General features: G+C 62.9%; 24 protein-coding genes and 1 tRNA gene. 19 read left to right on the top strand and 6 right to left on the bottom strand.

The features are described from left to right. The first annotated feature begins 149 nt into the window (after positions 1–149). The 7 genes from lptF to U3654_RS07200 are packed head-to-tail and all read left to right on the top strand — an operon-like array spanning position 150 to position 8243. Positions 150–1277, top strand: a complete 1128-nt coding sequence (gene lptF, locus U3654_RS07230; protein ID WP_324755246.1) for an LPS export ABC transporter permease LptF — start codon at positions 150–152, stop codon at positions 1275–1277. Next, the gene (lptG, locus tag U3654_RS07225; protein WP_324754664.1) at positions 1274–2365 is read left to right on the top strand and encodes an LPS export ABC transporter permease LptG; all 1092 of its coding nucleotides are present in this window, start codon (positions 1274–1276) and stop codon (positions 2363–2365) included. Before lptF ends, lptG begins: the two co-directional genes overlap by 4 nt. After that, entirely contained in the window at positions 2362–4575 is a 2214-nt protein-coding gene (locus tag U3654_RS07220; protein ID WP_324754663.1) for an LPS-assembly protein LptD, read from the top strand. The genes lptG and U3654_RS07220 overlap by 4 nt, the downstream gene beginning before the upstream one ends. Further along, complete coding sequence (locus tag U3654_RS07215) at positions 4572–5864, top strand: peptidylprolyl isomerase (RefSeq protein ID WP_324754662.1); 1293 nt, start codon at positions 4572–4574, stop codon at positions 5862–5864. The genes U3654_RS07220 and U3654_RS07215 overlap by 4 nt, the downstream gene beginning before the upstream one ends. Further along, the gene (gene pdxA / locus U3654_RS07210) at positions 5864–6829 is read left to right on the top strand and encodes a 4-hydroxythreonine-4-phosphate dehydrogenase PdxA (RefSeq protein ID WP_324754661.1); all 966 of its coding nucleotides are present in this window, start codon (positions 5864–5866) and stop codon (positions 6827–6829) included. The genes U3654_RS07215 and pdxA overlap by 1 nt, the downstream gene beginning before the upstream one ends. After that, the gene (rsmA, locus tag U3654_RS07205; protein WP_324754660.1) at positions 6826–7659 is read left to right on the top strand and encodes a 16S rRNA (adenine(1518)-N(6)/adenine(1519)-N(6))-dimethyltransferase RsmA; all 834 of its coding nucleotides are present in this window, start codon (positions 6826–6828) and stop codon (positions 7657–7659) included. Before pdxA ends, rsmA begins: the two co-directional genes overlap by 4 nt. Then, on the top strand, positions 7656–8243 hold the full coding sequence (locus U3654_RS07200) for a nucleotidyltransferase family protein (protein ID WP_324754659.1): 588 nt from the start codon (positions 7656–7658) through the stop codon (positions 8241–8243). The genes rsmA and U3654_RS07200 overlap by 4 nt, the downstream gene beginning before the upstream one ends. Before the next feature lie 329 nt (positions 8244–8572). Here U3654_RS07200 and U3654_RS07195 read toward each other — a convergent pair. Further along, positions 8573–8656: transfer RNA gene (locus U3654_RS07195), tRNA-Leu, on the bottom strand. A 173-nt stretch (positions 8657–8829) separates the two neighbouring features. Between U3654_RS07195 and U3654_RS07190 the strand changes: the two genes are divergently transcribed. The 3 genes from U3654_RS07190 to U3654_RS07180 all read left to right on the top strand — a co-directional run bounded on the left by U3654_RS07190 (position 8830) and on the right by U3654_RS07180 (position 10945). After that, complete coding sequence (locus U3654_RS07190) at positions 8830–9408, top strand: YqaA family protein (RefSeq protein ID WP_324754658.1); 579 nt, start codon at positions 8830–8832, stop codon at positions 9406–9408. Positions 9409–9410: 2 nt separating this feature from the next. Further along, positions 9411–9878 carry a disulfide bond formation protein B gene (locus U3654_RS07185; RefSeq protein WP_324754657.1) on the top strand — a complete coding sequence of 156 codons (468 nt, stop codon included), beginning with the start codon at positions 9411–9413 and terminating at the stop codon, positions 9876–9878. 68 nt (positions 9879–9946) lie between these two features. Further along, positions 9947–10945, top strand: a complete 999-nt coding sequence (locus tag U3654_RS07180; RefSeq protein WP_324754656.1) for an aromatic ring-hydroxylating dioxygenase subunit alpha — start codon at positions 9947–9949, stop codon at positions 10943–10945. Between the two features lie 18 nt (positions 10946–10963). Here the strand turns inward: U3654_RS07180 and U3654_RS07175 are convergent, their stop codons facing one another. Beyond that, positions 10964–11392: an Lrp/AsnC family transcriptional regulator gene (locus U3654_RS07175; RefSeq protein ID WP_324754655.1), complete on the bottom strand. Its 429-nt coding sequence runs from the start codon at positions 11390–11392 to the stop codon at positions 10964–10966. Between the two features lie 115 nt (positions 11393–11507). Here U3654_RS07175 and rocF point away from each other — a divergent pair, with 115 nt between their 5' ends. Genes rocF through U3654_RS07160 form a run of 3 tightly spaced genes read left to right on the top strand, consistent with a single transcriptional unit; the run spans position 11508 to position 14427 of the window. After that, on the top strand, positions 11508–12437 hold the full coding sequence (gene rocF / locus U3654_RS07170; protein WP_324754654.1) for an arginase: 930 nt from the start codon (positions 11508–11510) through the stop codon (positions 12435–12437). After that, the gene (gene ctlX, locus U3654_RS07165; RefSeq protein WP_324754653.1) at positions 12434–13372 is read left to right on the top strand and encodes a citrulline utilization hydrolase CtlX; all 939 of its coding nucleotides are present in this window, start codon (positions 12434–12436) and stop codon (positions 13370–13372) included. The genes rocF and ctlX overlap by 4 nt, the downstream gene beginning before the upstream one ends. Continuing rightward, positions 13372–14427: an ornithine cyclodeaminase gene (locus U3654_RS07160; protein WP_324754652.1), complete on the top strand. Its 1056-nt coding sequence runs from the start codon at positions 13372–13374 to the stop codon at positions 14425–14427. The genes ctlX and U3654_RS07160 overlap by 1 nt, the downstream gene beginning before the upstream one ends. Positions 14428–14669: 242 nt before the next feature. On the opposite strand, the gene U3654_RS07155 is transcribed toward U3654_RS07160, so the two are convergent. Then, positions 14670–14921, bottom strand: a complete 252-nt coding sequence (locus U3654_RS07155) for an EF-hand domain-containing protein (RefSeq protein ID WP_324754651.1) — start codon at positions 14919–14921, stop codon at positions 14670–14672. A 263-nt stretch (positions 14922–15184) separates the two neighbouring features. Between U3654_RS07155 and U3654_RS07150 the strand changes: the two genes are divergently transcribed. Continuing rightward, positions 15185–15721: an RNA polymerase sigma factor gene (locus tag U3654_RS07150; RefSeq protein ID WP_324754650.1), complete on the top strand. Its 537-nt coding sequence runs from the start codon at positions 15185–15187 to the stop codon at positions 15719–15721. Here the strand turns inward: U3654_RS07150 and U3654_RS07145 are convergent. The 3 genes from U3654_RS07145 to U3654_RS07135 form a co-directional block, all read right to left on the bottom strand. Beyond that, a complete protein-coding gene (locus U3654_RS07145) occupies positions 15718–17781 on the bottom strand; it encodes an ABC transporter permease (protein WP_324754649.1) in 2064 nt (687 codons plus the stop codon). The genes U3654_RS07150 and U3654_RS07145 overlap by 4 nt on opposite strands. Beyond that, the gene (locus U3654_RS07140; protein WP_324754648.1) at positions 17778–18845 is read right to left on the bottom strand and encodes a betaine/proline/choline family ABC transporter ATP-binding protein; all 1068 of its coding nucleotides are present in this window, start codon (positions 18843–18845) and stop codon (positions 17778–17780) included. Before U3654_RS07140 ends, U3654_RS07145 begins: the two co-directional genes overlap by 4 nt. A 74-nt stretch (positions 18846–18919) precedes the next feature. Next, positions 18920–19897 (bottom strand): ABC transporter substrate-binding protein, encoded by a 978-nt coding sequence (locus U3654_RS07135; protein ID WP_324754647.1) that lies wholly within the window; start codon positions 19895–19897, stop codon positions 18920–18922. A 96-nt stretch (positions 19898–19993) separates the two neighbouring features. Between U3654_RS07135 and U3654_RS07130 the strand changes: the two genes are divergently transcribed. The 5 genes from U3654_RS07130 to U3654_RS07110 all read left to right on the top strand — a co-directional run bounded on the left by U3654_RS07130 (position 19994) and on the right by U3654_RS07110 (position 24779). After that, the gene (locus tag U3654_RS07130) at positions 19994–21001 is read left to right on the top strand and encodes a GlxA family transcriptional regulator (protein ID WP_324754646.1); all 1008 of its coding nucleotides are present in this window, start codon (positions 19994–19996) and stop codon (positions 20999–21001) included. A 160-nt stretch (positions 21002–21161) separates the two neighbouring features. Then, entirely contained in the window at positions 21162–22310 is a 1149-nt protein-coding gene (locus tag U3654_RS07125; RefSeq protein WP_324754645.1) for a ring-hydroxylating oxygenase subunit alpha, read from the top strand. Continuing rightward, positions 22307–23098 (top strand): SDR family NAD(P)-dependent oxidoreductase, encoded by a 792-nt coding sequence (locus U3654_RS07120; RefSeq protein ID WP_324754644.1) that lies wholly within the window; start codon positions 22307–22309, stop codon positions 23096–23098. Before U3654_RS07125 ends, U3654_RS07120 begins: the two co-directional genes overlap by 4 nt. After that, on the top strand, positions 23095–23847 hold the full coding sequence (locus U3654_RS07115) for an SDR family oxidoreductase (RefSeq protein WP_324754643.1): 753 nt from the start codon (positions 23095–23097) through the stop codon (positions 23845–23847). Before U3654_RS07120 ends, U3654_RS07115 begins: the two co-directional genes overlap by 4 nt. Continuing rightward, entirely contained in the window at positions 23847–24779 is a 933-nt protein-coding gene (locus U3654_RS07110) for a 3-hydroxyacyl-CoA dehydrogenase NAD-binding domain-containing protein (protein WP_324754642.1), read from the top strand. The genes U3654_RS07115 and U3654_RS07110 overlap by 1 nt, the downstream gene beginning before the upstream one ends. Positions 24780–24836: the final 57 nt, after the last annotated feature.

The following is a 24836-nucleotide window of genomic DNA, read 5'->3' as shown; positions in this document are numbered from 1 at the left end:
CCGGACTGTGCCCATTTTCGGCCCAAGTGCAATGGCGCGCATGACGGCCCTGCCCCCGCTTTAACAGTTTTCCCGCGTCGCCAATTGGGATAGCTTGCCGCGAAATATAGTGTTTCGGAGGGGATGAGGTGGCCAGATTCGACAGATACATGCTGTCGCAATTCATGGTGATGTTCGGCTTTTTCGCGCTGGTGCTGGTGTCGATCTTTTGGATCAACAAGGCCGTGCGCATGTTCGACCGCCTCGTTAGCGACGGGCAGTCGGCCTGGGTCTTTGCCGAATTCACTGCGCTCACGCTGCCCGGCGTGATCGGTGGGGTGTTGCCCATCGCCGCCTTTGCTGGCGCGGTTTACGTGACCAATCGCCTGTCGACCGAAAGCGAACTGACCGTGATGCAGGCCACCGGCTATTCGCCGTGGCGCATGGCGCGGCCCGTTCTATACTATGGCCTGATCGTCGCCGCGATGATGTCGCTGCTGACGCATGTGCTGATCCCGCTCAGCCTGGAGCAGTTGGAAGTGCGCCGCTCCCAAGTTTCGGGCAACATCACCGCCAAGCTGCTTACCGAGGGCGAATTCCTGCATCCGGCCTCAGGTGTCACCTTCTACATCCGTCAGATCACCCCCGAGGGCGAGTTGCGCAACGTGTTCCTGTCGGACCGACGGCGGGCAGATGCGCCGACGACTTACACCTCGGCCAAGGCGTATCTTGTGCAGGAGGGCGGAGGGACCAAGCTGGTGATGCTGGATGGCCTCGCCCAGAACGTGGCGGAGGACGGCCAGCGCCTGTTCACCACCCATTTCGACGATTTTTCCTACGATATCAGCCGCCTCATGTCGCAAAGTGCGCTCAATCGGGACCGGATCGCTTTTGCCAGCACGCCCGAGTTGTTGCGCGATCCTGCCGCCGTGGCTGAGCGCACGAATGTCACTCTGGGCGTTGCCGTATCAGCGCTGCACGCCCGGTTCGCGCAGGCGATCCTGTGCGTTGTGGCGGCGCTGGTGGGCTTTGCCACGCTGCTTCAGGGCGGTTTCAGCCGCTTTGGCGTCTGGCGGCAGATCGTCACTGCATTCGTGTTGCTGATCGGGGTCAAACTGATTGAGGGCGCCGTCGCCGGGCCCGTGCTGGCCGCGCCCGGCATGTGGTTGTTGCTCTACCTGCCGGGGCTGGTGGGCTGCGTGCTGGCGTGGCTGCTGCTTTACTCCGCTGCAAATCCAAGCCTTCTGCGCCGTCTGCGCGGCATGCGGCGCGCGTCGAGCGAGGCAATCGCACCATGACTTTGCATTGGTATTTCGCGCGCAAATTCCTGTGGACCTACCTCGGCATTTCCTTCGTGTTCGTCGTGCTGCTGGGCCTTATCGACATGGTCGATGAGTTGCAGGATTTCCCCGAATTGCCCGTCTGGGACGTGGCTGAGATCGTGCTGCTGAACATCCCTCACGCCAATTACGAGATACTGCCACTGGTGATGATCCTCGCCTCTGTCGCCCTGTTCGTGCGCCTTGCCCGCTCGTCCGAGATGGTGGTTGTGCGCGCGTCGGGCCTGTCGGGGATTCGTGGAATCGGCGCGCCGGTGCTGATGGCGGCGCTGGTTGGATTGGTGTCGATCACGCTCTTTAACCCGATGGTTGCCGCATCGTCCAAGCGCTACCATGACCTTGTCGCCAGCTATAGGGACGACGGCACCAGCATCCTGGCGCTATCATCCGAGGGTCTGTGGCTGCGTCAGGGCAGCGCGCGGGGCCAGACCGTGATCCACGCGGTTTCTGCCAGTGCGGACGTATCAACGCTCTATGAGGCAACGTTCATCTCATTCTCGCCCGAGGGCGAGCCGATCCGCCGCATCTCGGCGCGCCGCGCGACGTTGGGCATAGGCCAGTGGGAACTGCAGGACGTCAAGCGCTGGCAACTCTCGGACCAGATCAATCCAGAGGCGGGCGCCGAGCGGATGGATTTTCTGGCCGTGCCGTCCGCCCTGACACGCGAGGGCATCGTCGACAGCTTTGGCAAGCCGGAATACATTCCAATCTGGGATTTACCCCGCTTTATATCGCAGCTTGAGGCGGCGGGATTTTCCGCGCGCCGCTACGCGGTCTGGTTCCAGATGGAGCTGGCGCGTCCCATATTCCTCATGGCGCTGGTGTTGATCGCTGCCGCGTTCACCCTGCGCCATGTGCGCACCACCAATACTGGCGTGTCGGTGCTGATTGCGATCATGCTGGGCTTTTCGCTGCATTATGTCCGAAATTTCGCGCAAGTGCTGGGCGAGAATGGACAAATTCCTGTCATCCTCGCGGCTTGGGCGCCGCCTGTGGCGTCATTGATGCTTGCACTTGGCATCGTGCTGCATATGGAGGACGGATGACATTGCGGTTTCGCCCCTTTGCCTTGGTTCTGGCCTTGCTGCCATTGCTCGCCACAGCGCTCGCCCCCGCGGCGCTCGATGCGCAGGTGCGCCGCCCGCCTGCGCGCGGCGCGGGCCCCGCGCTACTGATTGCCGACGACGTGCTGATCGAGGGCGACAAGACGCTAATCGCCAGCGGCAATGTCGAGGCGGTCTATGACGGCCAGCGCCTCAAGGCGCAGCGCATCACCTATGACCGCACCTCGGACCGGTTGGTGATCACCGGGCCGGTGACCCTATATGACGGGAACTACACCGTCGTTCTCGCGGACGCCGCCGAACTGGATCGCGATCTGAAAAACGGTATCCTGACCGGCGCGCGCGTCGTGATGGACGACCAGCTGCAACTGGCGGCCAATCAGGTCAGCCGCACGGATGGGCGCTATTCACAGCTCTACAAAGCAGCCGTCACCTCGTGCCAAGTCTGCGCCGACGGCAAGGCGCCGCTGTGGCAGATCCGCGCGCGCCGCGTGATCCATGACGCCGAGACGCGGCAGCTATTTCTGGATGGCGCGCAGTTCCGGGTCGGGAACGTGCCTATCGCCTATTTTCCGCGCCTGCGCCTGCCCGATCCGACGGTGACGCGGCTGACCGGGTTCCTGACCCCATCGCTCTATAATTCGACGCTGCTCGGGTTCGGCGTCAAGGTGCCCTATTTCATCCGCATCGGCGACAGCAAGGATCTGAAGCTGACGCCCTACTACACGACCAAGACGCGCACGCTGGAGTTCCGCTATCGCCAGGCGTTCGCCAATGGCGGGATCGAATTCGAGGGCGCGCTCAGCCGTGACGATCTGGCCCGGCGCGAAAATCGCGCCTATGTGTTCGGGCGTGGTGTGTTCGCCCTGCCTCAGGACTACGTGCTGCGCTTTCATATAGAGGCGGTCAAGGACGACGCCTATCTGGTTGATTACGGTTATTCGAACAAGGATCGCCTCGACAGCGAAATCTCGGTCGAGCGGGTTCGCCGGGATGAGTGGCGACACGCCGCGTTGACATATTTTCACACTCTGCGCGCGAGCGAGGACAACACGACCCTGCCAACCAGCGTCGCCAATTTCGACTACGAAAAGCGGTACTTTCCCACCCGCATAGGCGGCGAATTACGGTTTTCCGCTCAGGCGCATGGGCACTACCGCACGTCCTCGCTGCGCACTGACGGGCCGGACGTGGACCTCTTTGCCGACGGGCGCGATGTCGCCCGCCTGACCACCAGTGCCGACTGGCTGCGCAGTTGGACGCTGGGCGGCGGTGTTCGCGCCGCGGTTCAGACCGGCGTCGCGGTGGATCACATCAACGTAAGCGGCGCTGGCACCACGCCGCGCAGTCAGATCACCGAGGCAACACCCAGCGCCGCGCTGACGCTACGCTATCCGCTGGCAAAAACCACCGCGCGCGGCACCGTCCACATGATCGAGCCACTGATGCAGCTGGCCTGGATCGGCGGCAGCACGCCCTATATCGCCAATGACGAAAGCACGCGCACCGAATTCGACGAGGGAAACCTGTTGTCTCTTTCGCGCTTTGCCGCTGCCGATCGGCGCGAGCGGGGGGCGAGTGCGGCTTATGGCATCAGCTGGACGCGCTTCGCACCGGGCGGGCTGCGCAGCACGCTCAGCTTCGGCCAGATCGTGCGCGACCGTACCCAGCGCGAGGCGACGGGCGGACAGACGTTTTCGCTGTCGTCGGGCCTGCGCGGCAAAACATCGGACGTTCTTATCGCTGGCCAGATCGCGTCGGCAAACGGACTGACCCTCGCCGCACGCGGCCTCTTTGACGGCGCGTTCGACACCACCAAGGCCGAGGCTCGCGCCAGTTGGCGCAACGCCGCGCTGGATCTGGGCGCGACCTATATCTGGTTGCGCGCGGACCCGCAGGAGCAGCGGTCCAGCACGATCTCGGAATTTGCGATCGACGGATCCTACCGCCTGTCGCGACACTGGACCAGCAGCGCCGAATGGCGCTACAACATGGCCAGCGATCGCAGCGTCAACGCTGGTGTTGGCGTGACCTATACGAATGAATGCGTTGATGTTACGCTTTCGGCCTCGCGCCGCTTCACCTCTTCCACTATCCTTGAACCGTCGACGGATTTTTCGCTGACCGTCGGCCTGCGTGGCTTCAGTGCCCGCGCCGAGGACAAAAGCTATGTTCGGGAATGCAAGAAATGAACTCACTTACGACCTCCGCCACCTCTGCCTTTCGCGGGCTCAGCCTTGCCCTTGCCTTGTCGCTGGCCGTGCCAGGCATCGCCCATGCGCAGGGGCTCTTTGACCCTGTGGTCAAGGTTAACGGCACCGCCGTCACCCGCTATGAGCTGGACCAGCGCACCAAGCTTCTCAGGCTGTTGCGCGCGCCCGCCGATCCTGCGCGCCTCGCACGTCAGCAGCTGATCGAGGACCGGCTCAAGGCCGAGGCGGCCGACGCCCAAGGCATCACCGTCGACGAAGAGCAAATCCGCGCCGGGATGGAGAATTTTGCGGCCCAAGGCAAACTCAAGGCCGATCAGATGATCGCCCTGCTGGAACGCGGTGGCGTGTCCGAGGAAACCTTCGCCGCCTTCATCCGCTCGGGCCTGATCTGGCGCGAAGTGACGCAGACACGGTTTGGCGCGCAAGTTAAGGTCAGCGAGGCCGATCTGGCCCGCGCCCGCGCCGCCATAACGGACGGGACCGGCGTGCGCGTTCTCTTGTCCGAGATTATCATCCCCTTTCAAGGCCGCGGCGAACAGCAGGTGATGGCAAAAGCCCGCGAAATCGCGGACCTGACATCGACCTCGGCGTTTAGCGCGCAGGCGCGGCAATTCTCGGCGACGCCCACGCGCGATGCGGGGGGGCACCTGCCATGGCAACCAGTGACCAAACTGCCGCCGGTCCTGCGCCCGCTGGTATTGGGCCTCGCGCCGGGCGAAGTGACCGATCCGCTGCCGCTGGACGGCGCGGTCGCCCTGTTCCAGCTGCGCGACATCGAAGAGACGGACGTGGCGCAGCCCTCCTACAGCGCCATCGAATATGCCGCCTATTACATCCCCGGCGGTCGCACGCAGGCAGCGCTAAGCCGCGCGGCGCAGATCGATGCACAGACCGACACCTGCGATGACCTCTACGGCATTGCATACGGCCAGCCCCCCAGCGTGCTGGAGCGTGGCACCAAGGCACCGGGCGAGATCCCGAACGACATCGCCATTTCGCTGTCGCGCCTTGATCCGGGCGAAGTGTCCTATGACGTGACTCGCGCGAACGGTCAGACGCTGGTGCTGCTGATGATGTGCGGGCGCAGTGAGACGGGCGCGGATGCCCCCCTTGTGGCCACCGAGGGTGGTGAGTCTGCGGACGGCGAGCCCGCTGCGCAGGACGACACAGCGCAGCTGTCACAGCAGATCGCTGCGCGCCGCCTCGAATCCTTTGCCAATGGCTATCTCGAGCGGCTCAAATCCGAGGCGCGGATCATCGAATACTGATGCCCGCGCGCGCCATCGCCCTCAGCTGCGGTGAGCCTGCGGGCGTCGGCCCCGAACTGGCGCAAAAGGCGTGGGAGGCGCTGGGACCGTCCCTGCCTTTTTTCTGGATCGGCGATCCGTCGCACCTGCCGCAGGGATGCCCCGTGACTATGATCGAGCGGCCGGATCAGGCCACCGGCGCGGCTGGCCTGCCCGTTCTGGCGCATCCCATGCCCGGACCGCTGACCCCCGGCACACCCAATCCGGCACATGCTCAGGGTGTCATCGACGCCATAGCGCGCGGAGTTGATTTGGTGCGATCGGGCGCGGCGTCCGCCCTCTGCACCGCGCCGATCAATAAAAAGGCGTTGCAGGATGGCGCGGGCTTTGCCCATCCTGGTCATACCGAATATCTTGCCGCGCTGACCGGCACGCCGCGCGTCGTGATGATGCTGGCCAGCGACCAACTTCGCGTCGTGCCTGCCACCATCCATCTGCCGCTGCGCGACGTGCCCGACGCGCTGACCCGCGAGTTGCTGAGCGATACAATCCGCATCACCTATGCCGGACTGATCCGTGATTTCGCCATTCCGGCGCCGCGCATCGCCATTGCCGGACTGAATCCACACGCAGGCGAAGGCGGCAACATGGGTCACGAAGAGCTGGACCTGATCGCGCCGCTCGTCGCCGAGCTGCGTAGCGAGGGAATGAACCTGACCGGCCCGATTTCCGCCGACACGATGTTTCACACAGGCGCGCGCGCGCTTTATGACGCAGCAATTTGTATGTATCACGATCAGGCCCTCATCCCGATCAAGACGCTGGATTTTGACCGGGGCGTCAACGTCACACTGGGCCTGCCCATCGTGCGCACCTCGCCCGATCACGGTACGGCGCTGGATATCGCCGGGCGCGGCGTAGCCAACCCCAATTCGCTGATCGAGGCGCTAAAAATGGCCGCTCGCATGGCCGAAGCACGGACATGAGCATCGACGCGCTGCCCCCGCTGCGCGCAGTGATCGCGGCACATGACCTCAGTGCCCGCAAGTCGCTGGGCCAGAATTTCCTGCTGGATCTGAACCTGACTGCCAAGATTGCGCGGCAGGCCGGTGATCTGAGCGCATGTGACGTGCTGGAAATTGGCCCCGGCCCCGGTGGCCTCACACGCGGTCTGCTGGCCGAGGGTGCGCGCCATGTGCTGGCCATCGAAAAGGATCCTCGCTGTCTGCCTGCGCTCGATGAGATCGCCGACGCCTATCCCGGTCGCCTGACCGTAATGATCGGCGATGCATTGAAACTTGATCCCCTTCAGCACCTCACCCCACCCATCCGCGTCGCCGCCAACCTGCCCTATAATGTCGGAACCGAACTGCTGGTGGGCTGGCTGACGCCCGATTCATGGCCGCCCTTCTGGCAATCTCTGACCCTCATGTTTCAGCGCGAAGTGGCCGAGCGGATCGTGGCGATCCCCGGCTCGAAGGCCTATGGCCGCCTTGCGCTGCTGGCACAATGGCGGGCGGACGCACGCATCGTCATGCACCTGCCGCCCGAAGCATTCAGCCCGCCGCCTAAGGTATCGAGCGCGGTGGTCCACCTGACCGCCCTGCCCCAGCCGCGCTATCCAGCCCAGCCAAAGCTGCTGGAACGCACGGTTGCTATGGCTTTTAATCAGCGGCGCAAGATGCTGCGCGCCGCGCTCAAGGGCCTTGCCCCCGATATCGAGGACCGACTGATCGCGTCCGGCATAAAACCCACCGACCGCGCCGAGACCGTCGGGCTGGAGCAATTCTGCGCGCTGGCCCGCACGCTGGAATGACGCTGGCAATCCTCATTCCCGCCGCTGGTGCATCGTCCCGCATGGGTGGGCGCGACAAGCTGATGGAGGATATCGACGGCCAGCCGCTGCTGTTGCGTCAGGTGACACGCGCGTTGGCAACAGGCGCGCCGGTCTTCGTCACCACACGGCAGGATCGCCCCGCGCGTATCGCAGCACTACGTGGCACGACCGTGCAACTGGTGCCAGTCGAGGCGCCTCAAGAGGGCCTCGCCGCCTCGATCCGCGCCGGGATCGCTGCATTGCCGCAGGAAACCAGCGCCGCGATGATCCTGCTGCCCGATCTGCCTGATATTGAAACCGATGACATGACAACCATGATCAAAGAGCATTTGCGCCAGCCAAACCTAGTTTTGCGCGCGGTGGCCGAGGACGGCACACCTGGCCATCCCACGCTCTTCCCTGCCAGTTTCTTTGATGAACTCGCGCAGATCACTGGCGATCATGGCGCTGGCCCATTGCTGAAAGAAATTGGCTTTGCGCCTGTTCCCCTGCGGGGCAAGCGCGCCGTGACCGACCTAGACACGCCCGAGGCATGGGAAGCGTGGCATAAAGCCAATGGTTGATTGTTTCGTGGAATGAAACAGTTCTAGCGCAGCGGCGGGATCATCGGCTTTTTTTAGCCAAGATGGTCCCCAAAACGCAAACTAGGGTCGTTGCAAAATGCCAACGACAATCCGTGATCAGCAAGCAACCCCCACCAGACCCGAGGACGAGACGAGAGAGAAACGCGTCAACAGCGGCAAAATTAATGGCTAACGGTGATCGTCAAAATCAGAACAATCAGTGACGTAAGGCCGGATCGGCACAATATAGGAAACAAAAATACTCAAATCGAGGCGGACAACGCCCATTCAGGTCGTGGTTTCTGCCTCTGATTCGTGAAAAGTGCGCTTGGTACCCAAGGCCGGACTCGAACCGGCACGCCTTGCGGCGGGGGATTTTGAATCCCCTGCGTCTACCATTCCGCCACTTGGGCGCACTGGGGCAGACGTCTAGCGAATGCGCGCCAGCGCGTCCAGCCCTGCCTGCGCGTGGGTTGCATTTTTTCATCGCGCGCCGCGCGGCACTGTCAAAGCGGCGTCAGGGCTTGACCGGCCCTGCCCTGCCGTGGTCTGAGCCAATCGACCATAGCCGGAGCGCCCAACGCAAATGATCAGACGCCTTTATGACCGCACCATCGCTATGGCCGAACATCCTCATGCATTGTGGCTGCTGGCGCTGGTCGCCTTTGTCGAAAGCTCGGTCTTTCCCATCCCGCCCGACGTGCTGATGATCCCGATGATAATTGCGCGCCCGTCGCGCGCGTGGCTGATCGCGGGCGTCGCCATGTTGGCATCGGTGCTGGGCGGCATGGCAGGCTATGCCATCGGTGCGCTGGCGTTCGAGCAACTGGGCCAACCCATCCTGCAATCTTTGGGCAAGGCGGACGCCATGGCCGAATTCAGCGAGCGGTTCAACGATCTGGGTTTCTGGGCCGTTTTGATGGCGGGGGTCACGCCCTTTCCCTACAAGGTCATCACCATCATGTCGGGCTGGACGGGGATGCCGTTGGCCACCTTCATCGCAACCTCGATTCTTGCGCGGGGGCTGCGGTTCTTTATCGTTGCTGCGTTGCTCTGGCGGTTCGGTGCGCCGGTTCGCAATTTCGTCGAGCGGCGGCTGGGCCTGATGTTCGTGCTGTTCTTTGCCTGTCTCGTCGGCGGGTTCCTCTTGGTAAAGGTGCTCTAGACATGAGCCGCAACGCATATATCGCCCTCGCCGCCCTCGGGTCGGTTGCGCTTCTGGCAGGCGCCTACGCGTTCCAGCATATCGGCGGGCTGGCCCCGTGCCAGTTGTGCCTGTGGCAACGCTGGCCGCATGTCGCTGCCGCGCTGATTGGCCTGTTCGCCCTGGCGCTTGGGCGTTGGTCGCATGGTCGCTTTATGCCGTGGCTGGGAATGCTGGCAGCGCTGACCAGCGCGGGCATCGCCGCCTACCATACCGGGGTCGAGCGTGGCTGGTGGCAGGGGCCGACATCCTGCACCGGCAGCAGCCTTACCACAGGGTCAGGCGCAGACCTGCTCAGCTTGGATGGCCCCTTGGGTGTGGTCATGTGCGATCAGGTCGCGTGGCAAATGGCCGGCCTGTCGATGGCCAGCTGGAACATGCTGGCCTCGCTGGGGCTGGCGGTGTTGTGGGGTATGGCAGCACGGCGCTGAGCGACGCTTGACCGGGGCGCATGTCGTAGCCTAGCGTTCTGGCGATCCACGCACAGTCAGGTGCCGCCATGCGCAATCTCGATCCCGTTAACTACACGTCGCCCGACATTCACGCCGAGGATGTGCAGCGGATCTTCAGCGCGACTTGGCAGTTGATCGGCCCTGCATCGCAGCTGGCCGAGCGGGGCGATTACATCGCGACCGAAATCGCAGGCCAGAAAGCCTTCGCCCTGCGCACGCGCGACGGCATCAAGGCCTACCGCAACGTCTGTCGCCACCGCGGCGCACGCCTGCTGCCCGAAGGGTCCGGGCGCTGCAACACCATCCGATGCCCCTATCACCAATGGGTCTGGGGCGAGGACGGATCGTTGCTGAACGTGCCGTTCTGGGGTGACGACGCTGATTTCGACAAAAGCGAATGGGCGCTGGACCGGGTTGAGTGGCATATCTGGCGCGGCCTTCTGTTTGTCGCCATCGCGCCCGAGCAATCCTTTGAGGCGCAGCTGGGCCATATCGCCGCCGAACTGGAGGGTGAGCCCATTGAAAACTTTCAGTGGGTTCACCAAGAACGCCTGATCTTTGATGCCAACTGGAAAATCTACACCGACAATTTCGTCGAGGGCTATCATATCCCCGGCATCCACCCCGAATTTCACCGCTCGATCGAGTTCGAGGCGTTCGAGACAGTGGCGCTGGACGGCATGGTGCGCATGACCGCGCCGCCGCGTGAGGGGCTGTTTTACCGTGGTAAATGGATGTGGATGTGGCCCAACTGGACGCTGTCGCTGTTCAACGGCGGTATGAACACGTCGCGCATCAATCCTATCGACCACCAGCGCACTGAATTGATCTATAACTTCTATTTCGCCGATACATCCGAAGCGACGGCAAACGCGCGTGCGCAGACCATCGAGGACAACATGCAGGTCGTGCGCGAAGATTTCGAGGTGTGCATTGAGACGCAGAAAAACTACGCGAGTGGTGGCTACCGTGCCGGGCCCCTCTCGCCCCGGCACGAACAGGGGGTGGCCTATTTTCAGGAGAGGCTGCGCGCGGCGCGCGTTTGACGTTGGCCACGGCGACGCTTACCCCGCTGACTTACGCGTACTCAACAGCAGGCTCGTTTCGCTGCTCACGATCCCGTCCATGCGCCTGACCTGCGCCAAAACGCGGTCCAGCTCTTCCAGCGTTGGCGCGCCGATTTCCACGATGATATCCCAGCGCCCGTTGGTCGTATGGCTGGCGCGCACCGCACTCAGCCCATTCAGCTGGCGCAGGATTCGATCAGTGCCACGCCCCTCAATGCCCAGCATCATCAACCCACGCACCGGATCGCGCGCCGCGTCGCCCTTCAGCACGACCGAAAAGCCGACGATCTCGCCGCTGCGCTGCAAACGCTCAATGCGCGAGCGCACCGTGGTGCGCGACACGCCCAAGCTGGCCGCAAGGTCAGAAAGCGACGCGCGCGCGTTATGGCGCAGCGTTGATATCAGGGATTGGTCAATATTGTCCATTTCGCCAGCCTATCCTTCCGTTTCGAGCAATCTTATTCCCATTTGTGCAAATTGCACTATTCCATTCGCCCCATTTGCGCAACAGATTGCACTCAAGCCCAAAGAGGAGACTATCATGACCGCCAAAACCTGCATCCTGATCGGCGCACCAATGGACAGTGGCAAACGCCGCCAAGGCTGCCTCATGGGCCCCGACGCGTATCGTGTGGCCGGAATCGGCCCGGCGCTCGCCGATCTGGGCCATGATGTGGTCGATATCGGCAATATCGCGCCCGACGCGGCCGAGGCGCATCCGGACCTGCCCGACCATCTGCACGAGCCGGCCGAGATGATCGGCTGGACCGCCGCCCTCGCCCGCGCCGCCGAAGAGGCACTGCCGCGCGGCCTCCCGATCTTCCTCGGTGGCGATCATGGTCTGGCGCTGGGATCAGTGCTGGGTGCCGCGAACCATGCGGCGCGGCAGGATCGCCCTCTGTTTGTTCTGTGGCTGGACGCGCATACCGACTACCACACTCCGCAGAGCACCGAGTCGGGCAATCTGCACGGCGCACCCTTGGGCTATGTGACAGGGCGCGCGGGTTTTCACGGTTTTCCCAAGGTCGCGCATCCGATTCCGCATGAAAATATCTGCCTGCTGGGCCTGCGATCCGTCGACCCAGAAGAGCGCGAGGCGATGCAATTGACCAACGTGCGCTATCACGACATGCGCAGCATCGACGAGACGGGCATCGCCCGCCCCCTCACCGAATTCCTCGCGGATGTGCAAAATGCGAACGGGATGCTGCATGTCTCACTTGATGTCGATTTCCTCGACCCCAGCTTTGCGCCTGCCGTCGGCACCACCGTTCCCGGCGGGGCGACGATGCGAGAGGGGCATTTGGCGATGGAAATAATCTGCGACTCGGGCCTCATGACCTCGCTGGATCTGGTCGAGTTGAACCCGTTTCTGGATGACCGGGGGCGCACCGCGCAGGTGATGGTGGATCTGGCGGCCTCGGCCCTTGGACGACGCGTATTCGACCGCCCGACGCAGGCCTTTTCATGACGGTTCAAGCCCCCTCCAGCGTGGTGATGATCCGCCCGAACAGGTTCCATCCGAACCCCGAGACGGCGACCGACAACCGGTTCCAATCAACCCCGGACCTGACCGTCGATGAGGTCGCCGCAAACGCCTGCGCCGAGTTCGATGGCGCGGTCGCCCGCCTGCAGGACGAGGGCGTCGGGGTGCACGTCTTTCAGGACGAGCGGGATGACACCCCCGACGCCGTATTCCCGAACAACTGGTTTTCGACCCATCCGGGCGGGCATGTCGCAATCTACCCGATGTTCGTGCCCAGCCGCCGCCGCGAAAGGCGCAGCGATGTGATCGAGATGTTGAAGGCCGAATACCGCGTGCAGGCCGTCACCGACTATTCGGGGCTGGAACCGGACGGAATGGCGCTGGAGGGCACCGGCGCGATGGTCATCGACCATATCGGGCGCATCGCCTATGTCGCGCGCTCGCACCGCGCCGATCCGATCCTGCTGGAGCGGTTTTGCACCAACTTCGGCTATGAGCCGATGGTGTTCGCCGCCGTCGACGAAAGTGGCGCGCCCGTCTATCATACCAACGTCATCATGACGATTGGCACGCATTTTGCTATGGTCAGCCTCGACATGATAGAAAACGCCCCCCGCCGTCTGGAAATCGCCGAACGTCTGGCCGAGCCGGGCCGTGACGTGATCGACCTGACGCATCACCAGATCGCCGAATTCGCTGGCAACGCCATTGAACTCAGCACACCTGCCGGCCTGATGACCGCCATGTCATCGCGCGCACTGGCCGCGCTGGACAAGCGTCAGATCGCCCTGATTGAGCGGTCCACCCGCATCGTTCCCCTCGACATTCCCACGATCGAGAGCGCCGGAGGATCGGTGCGCTGCATGATCGCCGGTCTGCACCTCGCCAAACGCAACACAAACATCGAAAAGAGCCTGTGATGAGCAACCTGTCCCCGTCCCACAAGGCCTATGTGCCCTTCGTCAGCGTCGATAATATGATGAAGCTGATCCACCATATCGGCATTGAGCCGATGCTGACCGGCCTCGCCGACTACATCGAAGAGGACTTCAAGCGCTGGGAGTTGTTCGACAAGACGCCCCGCGTCGCCAGCCACTCCGAAGAGGGCGTGATTGAGCTGATGCCCACCTCGGATGGCGAGGTTTATGGGTTTAAATACGTGAACGGCCACCCCAGCAACACCAAGCAAGGCCTTCAGACGGTCACTGCCTTTGGCCTCTTGGCGAATGTCGGCAACGGCTATCCCGTGCTGTTGAGCGAAATGACGATCCTGACCGCGCTCAGGACCGCTGCCACATCGGCGCTGGTCGCGAAATACCTCGCCCCCAAGGGCGCGGACACGATGGCGATGATCGGCAACGGCGCGCAATCGGAATTCCAGAGCCTCGCGATGAAGGCCATTGTCGGCATCAAGACTGTGCGCCTTTACGATATCGACAAGGCAGCGACCGCAAAGGCCGCGAAAAACCTCGCCGGGCTGGGCCTGAACGTAATCGAGTGCGATTCAGCCGAGGCCAGCATGGAAGGTGCGCAGATCATCACGACCTGCACGGCCGACAAGCAATATGCGACGATCCTGACCGACAACATGGTCGGCGCGGGCGTGCATATCAACGCCATCGGCGGCGACTGCCCCGGCAAGACGGAATTGGCCCCGGCCATATTGGAGCGCTCGGACGTCTTTGTCGAATTCCCGCCCCAGACCCGCATTGAGGGCGAAATTCAGCAGATGGCCGAGGATTTTCCCGTGACCGAACTGTGGCAAGTGATGACCGGCACAGCCAAAGGCCGCACAAGCGATGCGCAAATCACGCTTTTTGACTCGGTCGGCTTTGCCACCGAGGATTTCAGCGCGCTGCGGTATGTGCGTGCCAAGATCGAGGGCACGGATTTTCACCAGGACCTGGACATGCTGGCCGATCCCGACGATCCGCGCGACCTGTTTGGCATGGTACGGCGGGCTGCGCCCAAGTAATACTTGTGACGGGCCGAGCCTAAATCCACTGGCCTGGCAATATCACCCAAACAAATGCATGCGGCGCGGCACCATGATGGGCCGCGCCGCATGGGTTTCAATCGATGGCACCGCAGGGCGGCCCTAATGAGGGGCCACCCTGCGACTACTTTTCCCATGACTATCAGTGTCTGCTGGAGAAGAATGGCGGCCCGGGAAAACCGTTAGCCCGGCGCCACATGGCCGCCGGGCGTCTTTTAGGTTTAGCCTTCGTCGGCGGAGGCTGCGGGCATCAGGCCATTGGCCTGTGCTTCCCCCATCTCGGCGTCGTCGATTGCGCCGTCGCCGTTCACGTCGATCTGGCTGAACTGGTCAGCAGTGACTTCGGGATAGGCTGCCTGAACCTCGTCCACGGTCAGCATGCCATCTCCGTTGGCGTCAAGGGCGCTGATGTCTGCGAACGCGCTGGTTGCCAGTGCGCCCATGCCGAGTGCGAGTACGATGAATTTAGTCATTTAGTTTCTCCTTAAGTCTCTTGTCGTCTTGGGAAGTGGCATCATTGCCCGCTTCACCTCACAAGACGCGGGCGGGGCGGTTTGCGTCCATCAGGTGACGTCGAACGCCGCCATCCGGCGGCACATTGCCGATATGGGGTGTGGCGGGCGGCGCACCTCCGCGCAAAAAGGGGCATTGCGCGGAATGGGCGGAAAACCCCCGGATTGCAGTGGCTTAAAAGGATGCCACATTTAATAGACCCGACACGATAAAGGCCTGTCCAATGAATCATCCGCTGCCCCAAATCACCCAGTCGCCACCTGCTACTGCCTGTGTCACCCATAATATCGTCGAGCTACACCCTGACCTCATGCGTCTGGCGCGCCGCCTCGCCGGAAGTGAGGCCGAGGCGCAGGATCTGGCGCAAGAGACGCTACTGCGGCTTTGGCGGCGCAGGTACGACGTGGAGGGTGTCGACGATCTGCGCGCCTATGCACGCGCCGCCTTGCGCAATTTATTCCGTCAGGGATTGCGTCGCGCGCCGATGATGCAACTGGACGAGGCCGACGGCCCCAGTATCGAGCCGGAAGTCTTTGCCAGCCTCGCGCTCAGCGATCTGCAAGGCGCTATCGCCCGCCTGCCCGCCGACCAAGGTGCGCTGATTGCGCTGGTCATGGCTGGCGAAACCAGCCCAGCGGCGCTGGCAGGCCAGACCGGTTGCGCCAAAAACACGGTGATGTCGCGCCTTGCCCGTGCCCGCGCGCAACTGCGCCGCGACATGGACCTTGCCCCCGGCGCGCCGGTCTCCAGCCTATTCTAAAGCCCCAACACCCGCCGTCTCTCTGCAGCAAAACCCTGCACGAGGCGATCCGCCACTAGCGCAAGGATCGCCATGCACGCCCCCGCAGTGATGCCAAGGCCCACATCGGCCTGCCCCAGCGCGAGGAAAATAGACTGACCCAGCCCAGTAGTGCCAATCAGCGCCGCAATCACCAGCATCGCGAAAGCATATAGGATCGTCTGGTTCAGCCCCAAAAGAATCGTCGGCGCGGCATAGGGCGCACGCACTTCGCGCATGGTCTGCCATGTGGTCGCGCCGGATGACACGGCCGCCTCGATCAACTCGGGCGGCGTGGTGACGAGGCCGTGGCGCGTGTAGCGGATCATCGGCACGATGGCGTAGAGAATGATTGCGAGAAAGGCCGAGAATTCGCCAATCTGAAAGAACATCAGCACCGGGATTAGGAACACAAACAGCGGGATGGTCTGCAGCATGTCGCAGATCGGCTGCACGATGCGCCACGCCAGCGGGCTGAGCGCGCAAACGAGGCCGATCGCACCGCCTAGGACCGCACAGGTCAGAACAGCAGCGCCAGATAGGTACAGCGACCACAGCGCCTTGCCCCAGAGGCCCGACAGCAGCACTGCAGTCAGCATCAACACCGAAAAAAGCGCCAGTTTGCGCCCGCCCGCAACCCAGCCGATGGCGCCCGCGCCGACCAGCACAAAAGGCCATGGTAATTCGGCGATGCCGGTTTCGATCACGCCAGCCGCGATCACCAGCATCAGACCCGCTGCCAAACGGCCCGTTGCCGCCAGCCCTGCGCCGAGGAGCGCGGCGACGGCAAGGAACGCGGCGCTCATGCCGCCGGTCCACTGAAATCCCCAGGTGAACGGCAGAACCGCCCCGTCGAGGCCGATCCTGAGCGGCAGCAGGCCGTAGAACATCGCACCGTTCTTGATCGCGTCCAGCGCGCTGCCATTGGCGCGCACAAATGCCGACAGCGCGCCATCAACCCAATCGGCCACCGGCACCAGCAGCGTCAGCCGGCCCGCCGCCGGCAGATAGAGCCACGCCAGAACGGCCAGTGCCCCGCCCACTGCGATAATCCCCAGCGTCACACGCCCATCATGGCGCTCGCGCTCATGCGCCATGCGACTGCTGATACGGTCGATCACGATGGCAAAGGCGACGATCACGAGCCCTGCGAGCAGTGCCGCGCCGAACTGCGCCTTGCGCATGGTCAGCAGCACTTCCCAGCCGATATCGTCAAATCCGCCGATCACGGCGGCGATGATCACCATGCTGAGCGCGGCCATGAGGCACTGATTGACCCCAACCATAATCTGGGTGGTCGCCGACGGGATCTCGACCAGAAACAACTGCTGCATGCGGCTGCCGCCGGACATGATCGCGGCCTCCTTGATGTCGGTCTCGATCCGCTCCAATCCGAGGATGACGTTGCGCGCCATGGGCGGGGCGGCATAGATTGCCGACGCGATCAGGCCCACGACGGGGCCAAAACCGAACAGCAGCAGAAGCGGCGTGAGATAGGCGAAAGTCGGGACCGTTTGCATGACGTCCATGACGGTTTGCACAGCGGATTTCACGCGCGGCACCTCATTGGCGAGGATACCCGTCGCCCCTCCCAGCAGCAGCGCCAGCGGCACTGACACAGCGACGAGGCTGAGGGTATTCATGCTCTCGACCCAATAGCCCGAGGCAACGACAAAGCCGAGGCCCACGATGCTGAGCGTCGCAAGTTTCCAACCGCCAACATGCCAGCCAAGCGCCGTGACCAACGCGATCAGCAACGGCCATGGCGTACCCAGCAGCAGCGCCTGCGCCCAGTCCATCGGATAGGCCAGCGCATGGGAAAAGGCGCGCGCGGCGGGCTTGATGAGGTTCAGGAACCACGTCAGGACGACGTCGATCCAGCGCGAGGCAGGCAACGCCCATTCCGCCGGAAACTTCACCAGCCACGGCATGTAGGGCGCCAGCACCATGCAAAGCGCCCCGACGGCCAGCGCCACCAGCGCGGCGATGGCACCGGGCGTCAGGAGGCGCTGATCAGAGCCGGGCAGATCGGAAGCGCTCATGTGGCCTCGACCTGCAATGCATTGGCCAGATCGGCAGGATCAACGGTTCCGACGATCTTGCCGTCCCTGCCCCAGACCGGCACAGGCTCATAGAGCGACATGCAGGCCAACAGCGCCTCTTCCAGCGTCATGTCCTCGCGCAGACCGGGATCGTCGGCTGTCTTGACCTCATCCCCGTCTGCCGGGTTCAGGACCGACGCCAGACGCGCATGGCGGCCTTTGGCGACGTCCTTGGCGAATTCGCGCACGTAGTCGTCGACCGGGTTCAGCACGATATCTGTAGGCGTGCCGATCTGCACGATCTGGCCATCACGCATGATCGCAATGCGGTCCGCAATTTTCAGGGCCTCGGTGATGTCGTGGGTGATGAAAACGATGGATTTCTTGAGCCGCCTCTGGATGTCGATGAATTCATCCTGAAGCTGGCGGCGGATCAGCGGGTCAAGCGCGCTGAAAGGTTCGTCCAGAAACCACACGTCGGGGTTCACGGCGAGGCTGCGGGCGATACCGACGCGCTGGCGCTGGCCACCAGACAGCTCGCGCGGATAGGATGCCTCGCGACCCTTGAGGCCGACCAACTCGATCACCTCGCGCGCCCGCGCCAGCCGCTCAGCGCGCTTGGCACCCTGCATTTTCAGCGGAAAGGCGACGTTTTGCAGTGTGGTCATGTGCGGAAACAGGCCGAAATGCTGGAACACCATGCCCAGCTTGCGGCGACGCAGCTGGGTCATGCGCGTTTTCGGCGCGTTCAGGATATCCTCGCCGTCAATTTCGATCTCGCCCGCCGTCGCCTCGATCAGGCGGGCGATGCAGCGGATGATAGTGGACTTGCCCGACCCCGAAAGGCCCATGATGACGAACAACTCGCCGCGCTGCACATCAAAGCTGGCATTCTGAACCGCAGGCACCAGACCCTCGCCGCGCAATATATCCGCAGCCCCCGACGCGTCGCCGCCCGACTGCTCCAACGCGGCGGCCAGTCTTGCCTTCGGCTCGGCGCCAAAGACCTGCCACACGTTGTGGCAGCGGATCGCAGGATGGTCCGCGTCGGACGGTTCTGTCATGGAATTCTCCGCGCGGGGGTGCCGCAATGCTGAGGCCCGCCCCCGACGCCAATTGGCCGGGGGCGGCGCGCGCTTTACTTGGTGGCGGCCTCAACGACGGGCATCCACTTGTCCTTATTGGCGTCCATCCACGTGGCGACGGTCTCCTCGACCGACTGGCCATCGACGTCGATCTTGCCCATCATCGGCTGCTGGTCCTCGACGCTCAGTTCCATGTTCGTCAGGATCTCGGCGGCGGCGGGCCATTTGTCGGCCATACCCGACCAAGCGGCCTTAAAGACTCGGGTGGGCGCGAAATCGCAGTCATGCGTCGCATCGGGGTTCGAACCCCAGCTGGGGTCCTCAAAGCATGCCTCTTCGCCCACGGGCAGATCGACAAATTTGACGTCATAGGCCGACATTGCCCAATGCGGCTGCCAGAAGGTGATCAGCAGCGGCGATTTCTTTTCAGTCGCGGCGCGCAATTCAGTGACCAGCGCCCCTTCGGAGCCAGCCGGAACTGCCTTGAACGGCAAGTCAAAGCCTTTGACGCGCTCCGCGCCCGGTGTGCCCCAATCCGCCGGATAATCAACGAGGCGGCCAGCCGGCAGCGTCTCGGCTGTGGCGAACTGACCGGCGCAGTCCTTGAGCGCCTCCCAGGCAGGCAGGCCGGGGCAGATTTCGGCGACATGCGCGGGGTATGCAATGCCCTCCTTGGCCTCGAGGCCCAGATCGCCCAACTCGGTGATACCGCCGGATTCAACATGCTTGGCGTAATCGTCGGACACGTTGGACGACCAGATTTCCACCGCGGCATCAATTTCACCATCGGACATTGCCTGATACATGTTCATGTAACCGGCCGTGACATAGTCCACCTTGTAGCCCGCCGCCTTGAGCATTTCGCCCGCAATATGTGTGGTGACGTGCTGACCGGTCCATTCATTGACCGCCAGCTTGATCGGTTCGTCCGCAGCACCCAGTTCAGCGGCCTGAACGCCACCGGCGGCCATCGCCAGCACGCTTACGGCACCAAGACACGTCCAAGGCATTGTTTTTATGGTTTTTTTCATCGTTATCTCCCTGATTTTGTTATTATTGACCGAGTATTGCACGGAGTCACTGCCTAATTTGCTTGTTTCGGACCTGATTTGTGCATCAATGGTCACATGCCCAAGATCGTGCAAACCCGGTTGACGCTGATCGTTACGCCGCATTTTAATCTGGCCGCGACGACCGCGTTCATCGACCCGTTCCGCGCAGCCAACTATCTGGACGGCGCGGCGCATTTCGCATGGGATATCGCATCGGGCGCGGGTGGGCCATGCCTTGCCAGCAACGGCATGAGCATCGATACGCTGCCACTGGCGGATCTGCGCGCGGCGCCGCGCGACATGGTGCTGGTATCATCCAGCTGGACGCCCGAGGCGCATTTCACCCCGCAGCTTTCCAGCGCCTTGTGGCGGTGGGCGCAGGCGGGGACGACGCTGGGCGGGATCGACACCGGCGCATTTCTGCTGGCGCAGGCAGGGCTGTTGGATGGGCGCCGCGCCACGGTGCATTACGAGCATATGGATGCCTTTGGCGAACGGTTCCCGGCCTGCACGCTCAGCGAAGAGCTCTATGTTTTTGACGGCAATCGGGTCAGCTGTGCGGGCGGCGCTGCGTCATTCGACTTCGCGCTTCAAATCATTCACATGGCACGCGGTGACGCGCTGGCCAACGCTGCTGCGCGATACCTCTTTCACGGCGCGGTGCGCCCGCCCGGCACCGCCCAGAACGACGCCCCGCTAGAGCCGCTGGGCAACACCGCGCCCAGCGCCGTCAAGCGCGCCATCGCCCTGATGGAAAGGAACCTTGAAACGCCGCTGCCCATCGCCGAAATCTGCACGCAGATCGGCATTTCGCACCGCCAGCTGAATCGTCTGTTCGCCACCTTCGTGCGCAAGACACCCGCACTGTATTATCGCGATATCCGCCTTGATCGTGCGCGTGGGTTGGTCACGCAGACCGAGCTGGCGATGTCGGAGGTGGCGCTGGCGTCGGGTTTTGCAAGTCAGGTGCATTTCAGCCGTGCCTATCGCGAACGGTTCGGCCTGCCACCCCGCGCCGACCGGATCGAGGGGCGCGTTCCGTTCGAATTTCGCGCCTGGCCGATGCATCGGAAGATGCGATAGGGCGCGTCTTTCGCCCGGCTCACCCGTACTCTTGTCCGGCGCGTCCATTCACGCTAAGTGAACGGCTATCCCTGCACATATCTGGCGCGCCATATTGCCATGCTAAACGTCAAGCGCCGCAAGCCGGCGCATCCCACCCGCATCACCCCGGAGAGCCGACATGACCCAGTTCCCCTCAGCAGGCGATTTTGCCGCTATCCGCCACGGCTATGACGCCGACAGCAGCCGCTCGCTGTCCCTGCGCAGCGATGCCTATACCGAGCAGAAATGGTTCGACGCCGATCTGCGCGCGATCATGGCAAAGCACTGGCAGTGGGTCTGCCATGTCGAAAAGCTGCGCGAGCCGGGCAGCTACTTTGCGCTGCAAATCGCCGGTCAGCCTATCGCCATTGTGCGCGATCGCGACGGCACGCTGCGCGCCTTCTACAACGTCTGCAAGCACCGCGCGCATGAGTTGCTCAGCGGCGAGGGCGTCACCAGTCGCATCATGTGCCCGTATCACGCGTGGGTCTACAAGCTGGACGGCCAACTAGTCCGCGCGCCGGAAACCGAGCATCTGGAGGATTTCACCCCCTCCGAGATCTGCCTCGACGAGGTGCAGGTCGAGGAGTTCTGCGGCTTTGTCTATGTCAATCTGGACCCGTCGGCGAAATCGCTGGCCGAACAGACCGGCAATCTGGAAACCGAAATTCGCCACTGGGCGCCCGATATCGAGAACCTGACCTTTGGCCGCCGCATGAGTTACGAGATCAAGTCGAACTGGAAGAATGTCGTCGACAATTTCCTTGAGTGTTACCATTGCCCGACCGCGCACAAGGATTTCTGCGATCTGGTCGATATGGACACCTACAAGGTCACGACCTACGGCATCTATTCCTCGCACATGGCCGAGGCAGGCACGTCGCCCAACAGTGCCTATGACGTCTCAAACGCCACGGTCAAAACCCACGCCGTCTGGTGGATGTGGCCAACGACCTGCCTGATGCGCTATCCGGGCCGATCATCCATGATCGTGCTGAACGTGATCCCGATGGGGCCTGATCGCACGCTCGAGACGTATGATTTCTACTTGGAGACGTCCGATCCCGACCCGATGGAGGTCGACGCGATGCGCTATATCGACGAGGTGCTTCAGCCAGAGGATATCGGACTGGTCGAGAGCGTTCAGCGCGGCATGAGCACGCCCGCCTTTATCCAAGGGCGCATCGTCAACGATCCCTCCGGCTCGGGCAAATCCGAACACGCGGTGCATCATTTCCACGGGCTGGTGCTGGACGCCTATGCCAAGGCCGCCGAGGAAGCCGCATGAAGCTGCAAGGCAAGACTGCCCTCGTCACCGGCGGGCGGGGCGGCATTGGGCGCGCAATCTGCGCAAGGTTTCTGGCCGAGGGCGCACGGGTCTATGCGGCTGATCTAAGGGAGGGTGGCTCGCTGGAGTTGCCCTGTGGCGCGGCAGAATTCATCCGGTTGGACGTAAGTAGCGAAGACGAAGTGCGCGCTGCGATGACCCGCGTCGAAAGCGAGGCTGGTAAGCTGGATATCCTGGTAAACGCAGCGGGTATCGAGATTGAGAAAACCATCGAGGACACCACCCTTGAGGAATGGAACCGCAGCTTTGCCGTCAACGTCACCGGCACCTTCCTGACCAGCAAATATGCCCTGCCCCTGATGCGCAAGGCGGCGCAGAATGGCACCACCGCATCGTTGATCAATTTCGGCTCCTATGATGGATTCATTGCCGACCCCGGCCTTGCCGCCTATTGCGCGACCAAGGGTGCGGTGCATGCGCTGACCCGTGCGATGGCCTGCGACCACGGGCCTGAGGGCATCCGCGTCAACGCCATCTGCCCCGGCTATATCGACACTCCGATGCTGCAAAGCTTCTTTACCGGCGACGGCTCGGGCGGGGGTGGCAAGGATATTAGCGAGCTGCAACAGGCCGTGCGCGATGTGCATCCGATGCGCGCCTATGGCACGCCCGACGACATCGCGAACCTCGTCAACTGGCTGGCCAGTGACGAGGCGCGCTATGCATCGGGCCAGCTATGGGTGCTGGACGGTGGGCTAAGCGCGCAAGTCCAGCAGATGAAACTATGAGCCCGGCGGGCCGCGTCGCAATCGTCACCGGTGCCGGGCGTGGCATCGGTCAGGCCATCGCTCTGCGCCTCATGGCCGACGGCTATACCGTCCTTGGCTGTGGTCGTAATGCCCGCGCGGATGATTTCCCGAAGGCCGCGCACTGGGTTCAAGCCAGCGTGGCAGAAACATTAGGCGCAAGCGAGATCGCCGATGCCGCCCAAAAGCTGGGCCGCGTTGCCCTGCTGGTCAATAACGCGGGCGTGCAGGTGGAAAAAACCGTGGCGGACAGCACCGATGCCGACTGGGATCTGGTGATTGGTGCCAATTGCCGGGGCGTGTTCAACATGTGCCGTGCAGTGTTGCCGCAGATGCAGCAAACCGGCGGCGTTATCATCAATATCGGCTCGATCTCAGCCAGTGCTGCGGACCCTTCGATGGCGCTTTATAACGCCAGCAAGGCGTTCGTGCATGGCCTCACCCGCTCGATCGCTGTCGATCACGGGCCGAACGTGCGCTGCAACGCCATTGCGCCCGGCTGGATCCTGACGGAAATGGCCGACGACGCCTTTGCGCTGGCGGATAACCCCGAGTCTGCCAAGCGCGACGCCCTCGCCCGCCATCCCGTGGGCCGCATGGGCGCGCCCGAAGATATTGCCAACATGGTGTCGTGGCTGACCTCGGATCAGGCAGCTTATGTCAGCGGTGCCAACTTTACCGTGGATGGCGGGATGACCGCTGCCTCCCCTATCAATCCGGGACTGTTTTGATGAATTATACACACACGGCCTGCCTTGGCGCAGGTGTCATCGGTGCCAGTTGGACGGCGCTGTTCCTCGCGTCTGGTCGCTCGGTCGCCGTCTATGATCCCTCACCTGAGGCGGAAAAAACCGTCCGCGAATATGTCGAAACCGCATGGCCCACGCTGACGCGCATGGGGCTGACCGAGAATGGCACACCTGATGCGCTGACATTCCATGCCAGCGCCGCTGCCGCCGTGGAAGGCTCCGATTTCGTGCAAGAGAACGTACCTGAGCGACTGGCGATCAAACACGCCCTCTTTGCCGAGATTGAACCGACGTTGAAGCCCGGCGCAATCGTCGCAAGTTCAGCTTCGGGCCTGACGCTGGGCCAGATGCAGGGCGGCTGGACGGACCCGTCGCCGCTGGTTCTGGGTCATCCGTTCAACCCGCCGCATCTGGTGCCGCTGGTCGAGGTCATGGGCAATGAGCGCACCGGTGCCGGTGTCGCCGATGCCGCCGCCGCATTCTACGAGAGCATCGGCAAAGTGACCGTGCGCGTCCACAAGGAAGTGCCGGGCCATGTCGCCAACCGCCTGCAAGCCGCCGTCTGGCGCGAGGCAATCCATCTGGCGAAGGAGGGCGTCGCCAGCGTCGGCGACATCGACAAGGCAATGTGGGCCGGTCCCGGCCTCAGGTGGGCTGCGATGGGACCGACTGCGTGTTTCAGCATGGGCGCTGGTCCCGGCGGGCTTCAGGCTTTTTGCGATCATTTTCGCGATACGTTCAATGGCTGGTGGGACGATCTGGGTCAGCCTCATCTCGATGACGAAACGATTGCGCTGATCGTCGAGGGTGCCAATGAGGCGGCGGGCGATCTAAGCCACGCCGATATGCTGGAGCGACGCGACGCGATGATCGTCGCCATGCAAGAGGTATTGCGTCCATACCGCAAGGTGTGACGTTACCCCAAATCAAAAACGGCGCACCCCGGAAAGGGTGCGCCGCGTTCGTTCACA

It is taken from the genome of Roseovarius sp. Pro17 (genome assembly GCF_035599575.1).
GTDB lineage: Bacteria > Pseudomonadota > Alphaproteobacteria > Rhodobacterales > Rhodobacteraceae > Roseovarius.
Note: the sequence above shows the minus strand (reverse complement) of the source record. Positions and strands in the feature narration are given on the sequence as shown.